This is a genomic window from Phenylobacterium sp. (genome assembly GCF_046290725.1).
Classification (GTDB): Bacteria; Pseudomonadota; Alphaproteobacteria; order Caulobacterales; family Caulobacteraceae; genus Phenylobacterium.
The window spans coordinates 641,113-648,559 of record NZ_JBKBUH010000001.1 but is presented as its reverse complement, the minus strand read 5'-3'; the positions used below and the strand labels follow the sequence as shown (position 1 = coordinate 648,559).

General features: G+C 69.1%; 11 protein-coding genes. 4 read left to right on the top strand and 7 right to left on the bottom strand.

The features are described from left to right. Nucleotides 1-59 precede the first annotated feature (59 nt). Entirely contained in the window at nt 60-407 is a 348-nt protein-coding gene (locus ACK41C_RS03465; RefSeq protein ID WP_409650518.1) for a hypothetical protein, read from the top strand. Further along, the gene (locus tag ACK41C_RS03460; protein ID WP_409650516.1) at nt 404-841 is read left to right on the top strand and encodes a hypothetical protein; all 438 of its coding nucleotides are present in this window, start codon (nt 404-406) and stop codon (nt 839-841) included. Before ACK41C_RS03465 ends, ACK41C_RS03460 begins: the two co-directional genes overlap by 4 nt. A 4-nt stretch (nt 842-845) precedes the next feature. Here ACK41C_RS03460 and ACK41C_RS03455 read toward each other — a convergent pair whose 3' ends face one another. Genes ACK41C_RS03455 through leuC form a run of 4 tightly spaced genes read right to left on the bottom strand, consistent with a single transcriptional unit; the run spans nt 846 to nt 4,051 of the window. Then, the gene (locus ACK41C_RS03455) at nt 846-1,148 is read right to left on the bottom strand and encodes a putative quinol monooxygenase (RefSeq protein ID WP_409650514.1); all 303 of its coding nucleotides are present in this window, start codon (nt 1,146-1,148) and stop codon (nt 846-848) included. Next, entirely contained in the window at nt 1,145-1,756 is a 612-nt protein-coding gene (gene leuD / locus ACK41C_RS03450; protein WP_409650512.1) for a 3-isopropylmalate dehydratase small subunit, read from the bottom strand. Before leuD ends, ACK41C_RS03455 begins: the two co-directional genes overlap by 4 nt. Nucleotides 1,757-1,763: 7 nt before the next feature. Then, entirely contained in the window at nt 1,764-2,627 is an 864-nt protein-coding gene (locus ACK41C_RS03445; RefSeq protein WP_409650510.1) for a VOC family protein, read from the bottom strand. Beyond that, nucleotides 2,627-4,051: a 3-isopropylmalate dehydratase large subunit gene (gene leuC, locus ACK41C_RS03440; protein WP_409653888.1), complete on the bottom strand. Its 1,425-nt coding sequence runs from the start codon at nt 4,049-4,051 to the stop codon at nt 2,627-2,629. Before leuC ends, ACK41C_RS03445 begins: the two co-directional genes overlap by 1 nt. 104 nt (nt 4,052-4,155) lie before the next feature. Between leuC and ACK41C_RS03435 the strand changes: the two genes are divergently transcribed. Further along, complete coding sequence (locus ACK41C_RS03435) at nt 4,156-5,058, top strand: LysR family transcriptional regulator (RefSeq protein WP_409650508.1); 903 nt, start codon at nt 4,156-4,158, stop codon at nt 5,056-5,058. Nucleotides 5,059-5,135: 77 nt separating this feature from the next. On the opposite strand, the gene rplS is transcribed toward ACK41C_RS03435, so the two are convergent. Then, entirely contained in the window at nt 5,136-5,558 is a 423-nt protein-coding gene (rplS, locus tag ACK41C_RS03430) for a 50S ribosomal protein L19 (RefSeq protein ID WP_409650506.1), read from the bottom strand. 27 nt (nt 5,559-5,585) lie between these two features. Then, nucleotides 5,586-6,296, bottom strand: a complete 711-nt coding sequence (gene trmD, locus ACK41C_RS03425; RefSeq protein ID WP_409650504.1) for a tRNA (guanosine(37)-N1)-methyltransferase TrmD — start codon at nt 6,294-6,296, stop codon at nt 5,586-5,588. 105 nt (nt 6,297-6,401) lie between these two features. Here trmD and tesB point away from each other — a divergent pair, with 105 nt between their 5' ends. Then, complete coding sequence (gene tesB, locus ACK41C_RS03420; RefSeq protein ID WP_409650502.1) at nt 6,402-7,241, top strand: acyl-CoA thioesterase II; 840 nt, start codon at nt 6,402-6,404, stop codon at nt 7,239-7,241. A gap of 43 nt (nt 7,242-7,284) precedes the next feature. Here tesB and ACK41C_RS03415 read toward each other — a convergent pair whose 3' ends face one another. Then, a complete protein-coding gene (locus tag ACK41C_RS03415; RefSeq protein ID WP_409650500.1) occupies nt 7,285-7,422 on the bottom strand; it encodes an entericidin A/B family lipoprotein in 138 nt (45 codons plus the stop codon). Nucleotides 7,423-7,447 lie beyond the last annotated feature (25 nt).

The following is a 7,447-nucleotide window of genomic DNA, read 5'->3' as shown; positions in this document are numbered from 1 at the left end:
GTTTGGGGTTCGTTCCCGGGGGGTCCCCCCCCGACCCCTCTTTGCGGAGGAGCCGTCCCATGCCCACAGCCCTTGCCATAGCCGCCGCCATCGCCGCCCCGGCCGGGTATACGCCGCCGGCGGACGCTCCGGCGGATTGCCGCGTGATCCACCACCTGGCCGACGGCCGGCGGATCGAGACCCCGCCCCGGGTGCGGGCGCCCAGGGACGGGACCAGCTCGACAAGGAGTTTTTCCAAGGGTGAGGGCGGTGCGGCCCAGTCCTCGGCCTGGGCCAGCGCCGGCGGTTCCGGCGCGGCGACATCATCGGCCTATTCGGAAAGCGCCGGTCGCAGCCTTCGCATCACCCGAGATCAGAGCGGCTGCCTCGCCGAAATCGACGAGCGGGCCGCAGGAGCAAGACGATGATCAAGCACACCCTTCCCGCGGCGCTCGCCGCCACCGGCCTGCTGATGGCCGGCGCCGCTTCGGCCCAGCCGGTCAGCGGCGGCACGAGCGGCGGAATCGAAGGAAACAATGTCGGCGTCTCCACCTACGGCGCCGGCCAGACCGACGGCCAGAGCATCGGGGTCCAGGGCGGCGCCGACGCCGTCGCCGTCGACGGCAGCGTCCGCACCAAGTCGGACGCCAAGGTGAACGAGCGCCGGGCCATGCAGCGCTCGACCGCCACCGCCCGCACCGAGGACGAACGCGCCCGCTCGCGCACCCACACCATCGTCCGCCAGGGCGAGACCGTCCGCTCACGGACCATGTCGATCTACAAGGAGAAGGGTGAGAAGCCCGTGCGCGAACACACCTATTCGGTGACCACGCCGGACGGCACGAGCGTCCGCGAGCGCTAGCGACTCAAAGGGCGATCGCCGCGCCGGCCTCGTAGAGGACCAGGCGGCGCTCGCCCGCCCCATGCGCCGGCCACGCCGCCCGCCATCGGGTGATATGCGGCGTGGCCAGGTGCGCCTCCAGCGCGGCGCGGTCGCGCCAGGCTTCGAACACGCGGATCAGGCCGGGGTCCAGCACGTCCACCGCGTAGGAATACTCAAGGCATCCGTCTTCAGCGCGGCTGGCCGCCAGCATGGCTTCCATGTGCGGCTTGAACGCGTCAAGGTTTTGGGACGGCACGCGAAACGTGCCCGCCACCACCACAGTCATGCCCGCTCCAGCCACGGCTGGGCGATAGCGCGTTTGGACTCGTAGGCGTCGATGGAGCCGGCGGCCTGGAGGGTCTCGCCGATGGCGTCCAGGCCCTTCAGCATCTTTTCCTTGCGCGTCGGATCGATCTCGAAGGCGAAGCGGCGGCCGGAGGGGGAGACCACCGTCTGGGCCTCGAGGTCCACCGTCACCAGATGGTTGCCGCCCTTGGCCTCCTCCATCAGCGCCTGGACCTCCTCGGCCTTCAGGACCACGGGCAGGAGTCCGTTCTGGAAGCAGTTGTTGTAGAAGATGTCGGCGAAGCTGGTGGCGATCACGCAGTCGATGCCGAAATCCATCAGCGCCCAGGGCGCATGCTCACGCGAAGATCCGCAGCCGAAATTGTCGCCGGCGATCAGCACGCCCGCGCCCTTGTACTCCGGCCGGTTCAGCACGAAGTCGGGCTTCTCCCTCCCCTCGGCGTCGAAGCGGAAGTCGTAGAACAGGCCCCGGCCCAGGCCCTCGCGCTCCACGGTCTTGAGGAACTGCTTGGGGATGATCTGGTCGGTGTCGATATTGGCCAGCGGCAGGGGGACTGCCCGGGCGTCGAGCTTGGTGAAGGCTTTCATGGGTCTTCTATCCGGCCGGTTGGGCGTTCTGCTGGATCATCAGGGCGGGGGCTGCGACCACGCCGGAGCGGACGGTGAACACCCGCGTGCCGGGCTTGCGGCCGGTGCGCACCTCCGACACGTCGAAGCCGCCGGCGGCCAAGCGGGCCTGGACGGCGTCGGGATCGGCCACCCGCCAGGCGAGGCCGCCGAAGCGGTCGGGGCGGTCGGACGCGGGCTCTTTCAGGCTGGCGCCCATCTCCACCACCGCCGAGCCGCAGCGGAAGAAGAGCTGGCGCACGCCCCAGTCCGGATTTGAGCGGTCGAGACGCAGGTCTAGGTTCAGCTTGGCGCCATAGACCGCCAGGGCGCGCTCGGGATTGGCGGTGTGGATCACCACATGGTCGAGCTCGGTCACCGCCGCGGCGTCTTCCGCGACCGCCTCCGACAGCGGCCAGGGCTCGCCCGAGCGGGGCGGATCCACCAGCAGGATGTTGACCCCGCCGGTGTCGGCCGGATCGAGCGCGCTGGTCGTCCAGTAGCGCTTGCGTCCGTCGTCATGAGTCGATCGGGTCGGGCCCGGCCTGGTCGCGCGGATCCCGCGCCGTTCGACCAGCGGATGCGCCCTCTCCAGGCTGTCCACCGTGAAGGCGATGGCCCAGATGCCCTCGCCATGCTCGGCCAGGTGCTTTCGGATGGTGTCGCCGAACGCGCCCTCGCCATGCGGCGCGATCACGTCGAGCGCCATGTTCGGCAGCTGGAACCAGGCATGGCGCGCCCCGCCGTCGCCGCCGATCCAGTTGGGCTCGCGGCCGAGCAGGGCGCGGTAGGCCGCGACCGCGGCGTCCAGATCGTTCACCGCCAGCGCGATGTGATCCAGGCCGCGGATCATCAGATGAACTCCCGAACGTCGGCGATGTGGCCGGCGATGGCCGCCGCCGCCGCCATGGCCGGGCTCATCAGGTGGGTCCGCCCGCCGCGGCCTTGGCGGCCTTCGAAATTGCGGTTCGAGGTGGAGGCGCAGCGCTCGCCCGGCGCCAGGCGATCGGGGTTCATGCCCAGGCACATCGAACAGCCCGGCTCGCGCCAATCGAAGCCGGCCGCCTTGAAGATGGCGTCCAGACCCTCTTCCTCGGCCTGCGCCTTCACCAGGCCCGAGCCCGGCACCACCATGGCCCGCACATGGGGCGCCACCAGCTTCCCATGGACGAAGGCGTGCTGGACCACCTTTGCGGCCTCGCGCAGATCCTCGATGCGGCTGTTGGTGCACGAGCCGATGAAGACCACGTCGATCTTCGCCTCGGTGATCGGCTGACCGGCGGAAAGCCCCATATAGTCCAGAGCCCGCTCGGCCGAGGCCCGCTTGTCCGGGGTCGCGAAACTCTCCGGGCCCGGCACCACGTCGGTGACCGCGATCACGTCCTCAGGCGAGGTTCCCCAGGTGACGAGCGGCGCGATCTTGCCCGCGTCGAGGCGGACCTCGCGGTCGAAGACGGCGTCGGGATCGGAATAGAGCGTCTTCCAGTAGGAGAGCGCCATCTCCCAGGCCCCGCCCTTCGGGGCCGCCGGGCGGCCCATCATGTAGTCGAAGGTGGTCTCGTCCGGCGCCACCAACCCGGCGCGCGCTCCGCCTTCGATGGTGAGGTTGCAGAGCGTCATGCGGCCTTCCATGGAAAGGGCCCGCACCGCCTCGCCGGCGTATTCGATCACGTAGCCCGTGCCGCCGGCGGTGCCGATCTCGCCTATCACCGCCAGAGCGAAATCCTTGGCCCCGACGCCCGGCGCCGGCGTCCCGTCGATGGTCACCCGCAGGTTCTTCGCCTTCTTCTGGCGCAGGGTCTGGGTCGCCAGCACGTGCTCCACCTCGGAGGTGCCGATGCCGTGCGCCAGGGCGCCGAAGGCCCCGTGGGTGGAGGTGTGGGAATCCCCGCAGACGATGGTCATCCCGGGCTGGGTGCGGCCCTGCTCGGGGCCGACCACATGGACGATGCCGTTGCGCACGTCGCCCATGGGAAAGAATTCGATGCGGTTCTCCTGGACGTTCCGCTCCAGAGTCTGGAGCTGCAGGCGCGCCTCGTCGTCGGCCACCGCGGCGACGCCCAGGGCCTGGCCCTCCGTCGGCACGTTGTGGTCGGCCACGGCGAGGGTGCGGTCGGGCCGGCGCACCGGCCGCTTCGCGGCGCGAAGCCCGGCGAAGGCCTGGGGCGTCGTCACCTCATGGATCAGGTGCAGGTCGATGTAGAGGATCGCCTCGCCGTCCTGTTCGGCGACCACGTGGGCGTCCCAGATCTTGTCGTACAGAGTCTTGCCGGCCATGGGCGGCATGTAGGGCGCCCGCCCCGCCTCCGTAAAGGCGCAGGAAGGCCTCACCCCCTCGGCCGCCGATTTACCTTTGCCGCGGATCGGACCAGCATAGGCCCATGCCGAACGTCGAATGGGACCTGTTCCAGAGCCTGCATGCGGTGATGCAGACCGGCAGCCTCTCCGCGGCCGCCAAGGTGCGCGGCCTGACGCAGCCGACGTTGGGCCGCCACATCGAGGCTCTGGAGCAGAAGCTGGGCGCCGCGCTCTTCCTGCGCAGCCCCCGGGGGCTGACCCCCACCGACCTGGCGCTCAGCCTCGCGCCCCACCTTGAGGAGATGTCGGCCGCGGCCGCCGCGGCCCTGCGCGACGCTTCCGGTGCGGCCGACTCCCTGAAGGGGGCGATCCGCATCACCGCCAGCCAGATCATGGGCGCCGAGGTGCTGCCGGCCATCCTGGCCGATTTTCGCAAAGCGCACCCCGAGATCGAGCTCGAACTGGCGCTTTCGAACAAGGCCGAGGACCTCTCGCGCCGTGACGCGGACATCGCCGTGCGGATGATGCGGCCGACGCAAGCGGCGTTGCTGGCCCGGAAGGTGGGGGCGATCGGCATCGGCTTCTACGCGCACCGGTCCTATGTGGAAGCTCATGGGACGCCCGAGACCCTCGAAGACGTGTTCGACCACACGGTGATCGGCTTCGACCGGGAGCCGCCGCCCCTTCAGGCCCTCGCCGATCTCGACCTGCCTTGGGAGATCAACCGCGACGGTTTCGCCTTCCGCTCCGACAACGACCTGGCGCAGATCGCCGCCGTCCGGGCGGGCCTGGGGATCGGCGCCGTTCAGCACCAGATCGCTCGCCGCCACGGCCTCACCCCCGTGCTCTCCAACGCCTTCGGCTTCGAACTGGAGCTGTGGGTGGCCATGCACGAGAACCTGAAGTCCAACCGCCGCATGCGCCTGATGTTCGACCATCTCGTCCAGGGCCTCTCGGCCTTCGTCGCGGAGGGGCGGAGGGGTTAGCTTCGGCAGGGCCAACGAAAAACGGCGGCCGCGTCGCTGCGGCCGCCGTTCGAAATTCGTGGGATTGTCCGAGGCGATCAGCCTTCGGAGGTCTCCGCAGCCGCTGGGGTCTCGCTCGGCTCGTTCTTGGCCGCCGTGGACATCTGGCGTTCGGCGATCCGGGCCGACTTCCCGCGGCGGTCGCGCAGGTAGTAGAGCTTGGCGCGGCGCACGACGCCGCGGCGCTTGACCTCGATGCTCTCGATCATCGGCGAATAGAGAGGGAAGACCCGCTCCACGCCCTCGCCGAAGGAGATCTTGCGGACGGTGAAGCTCTCGTTCACGCCGCCGCCCTGACGGGCGATGCACACGCCCTCATAGGCCTGGACGCGCTCGCGCTCGCCTTCCTTGATGCGCACGTTGACGCGCAGGGTGTCGCCGGGTTGGAAGATCGGGATGGCGCGGTTGGCGGCCAGCCGGGCGATCTCTTCGTTCTCCAGTTCCTGGAGGATGTTGGCCATCGTCTTGGTCCTTGTCGTTACTGGGCTTTACTCGCCCTTTGCCTGTTGATTGGCGAGATGCGCCGCCCAGAGGTCCGGCCGCCGCTCCCGCGTGGTGAGTTCCCGCTGCGCCCGCCGCCACTTCCGCACCTCGGCGTGATGGCCGCTCAACAGCACCTCGGGGATTTCGCGCCCTTCGAACGTCCGCGGTCGAGTGTACTGCGGATGCTCGAGAAGCCCGTCCTCGAAACTCTCTTCACTCAAACTCTCGGCCTGCCCCAGCACTTCGGGAACCAGCCTTACGCACGCCTCGATCGCGACCATCGCCGCCGCCTCGCCGCCGGCGAGGACCGCGTCTCCGACCGAGATCTCCTCGAACCCGCGTGCGTCGAGCACCCGCTGGTCCACCCCTTCGAAGCGGCCGGCCAGGACGATCAGTCCCGGTCCTTTCGCCCATTCCTTCACGCGCGCCTGGGTCAGGGGCCGGCCCCGTGCGCTCATGTACAAAAGCGGCCGTCCTCGGCGGTCCACGCTGTCCAGCGCAGCCGCGACGACGTCCGCTCGCAACACCTGCCCCGGGCCGCCACCCGCAGGGGTGTCGTCGAGGAAGCCGCGCTTATCCTTGGAAAAGGCCCGAATGTCCACTGTTTCCAACGACCAGAGCCCCTTTTCCCGCCAGGCCGTGCCGATCAGCGAAACCCCCAGGGGGCCCGGAAAGGCCTCGGGGAACATGGTCAGGACTGAGACGTCGAAGGGCATGCTGCGGCTTTTGGACCATGCGGGACCGCATTTCCACCGCCTTGCCGTAGCGGGGCTATGGGCTTAAGCCGGACGCTTTCGCATTGCAGCATTTTCAGAGCGCCCATGGACACCCCCGAAAGCCTGCTTCAGACCCTCTCCCTCGAACGTCTTGAGGTGAACCTCTTTCGGGGAAACAGCCCGAAGCTCGGGCCGCCGCGGATCTTCGGCGGTCAAGTGATCGGTCAATCCTTGTTGGCGGCGTACGAGACGGTTGAGGATCGGGTCTGCCACTCGCTGCACTGCTACTTCATCCGGCCCGGCGATCCTTCGATCCCCATCGTCTTCGACGTCGACCGCTCGCGCGACGGCGGCACCTTCACCACCCGCCGGGTGGTGGCGATCCAGCGCGGCAAGCAGATCTTCAATCTCGCCGCATCGTTCCAGGCGCCGGAGGAGGGTTTCGAACACCAGGCGGCCCTGCCGAACGTCCCCGGTCCCGACGATCTGGCCGACGAATCCGAGCTGCAGAAGAAGATGCTGCAGGACGCGCCCGAAGAGGTGCGCAAGCTCATGAGCCGCCCGCGGCCCATCGAGATCCGCGCCGTGGAGCCGGAAGATCCCAAGGCGCCGGGCTCGGCCTGGTGGTTCCGCGCCCGCAGCCCGCTGGGCGAGGACGCGCACATGCACCAGGTGGTGCTGGCCTATGCGTCCGATATGAACATGCTATCGACGGCCATGCGCCCCCACCGGGTGCACTGGAATACGCCGGGCCTGCAGTCGGCCAGCCTCGACCACGCCATGTGGTTCCACAAGCCGTCGAACTTCAACGAATGGCACCTCTATCACCAGGACAGCCCGTCGGCCTCCGGCGGTCGCGGCTTCGTGCGCGGCTCGATCTATGACCGGTCCGGCGTGCTGGTCGCGTCGGTGGCGCAGGAAGGCCTGGTGCGGATGCGCAAATAGGCGGCTTCGCCGGACCGGTGAAGCCGCCCTTTCGGATGTCCGCTTAGCGGCGGGCGTCCTGAGCCGTTTCTTCCACCGCCTGACCGGCGGCCTGGACGTCACGCCCGGCGCCGGCGACGGTGTTGCAGGCGGAAATGGCGAAGCTGGCGGCGAGCGCCGCGAACAGGGCGAACTTGCGCATGAGCGAGGTCTCCGAAGAGGTGTAG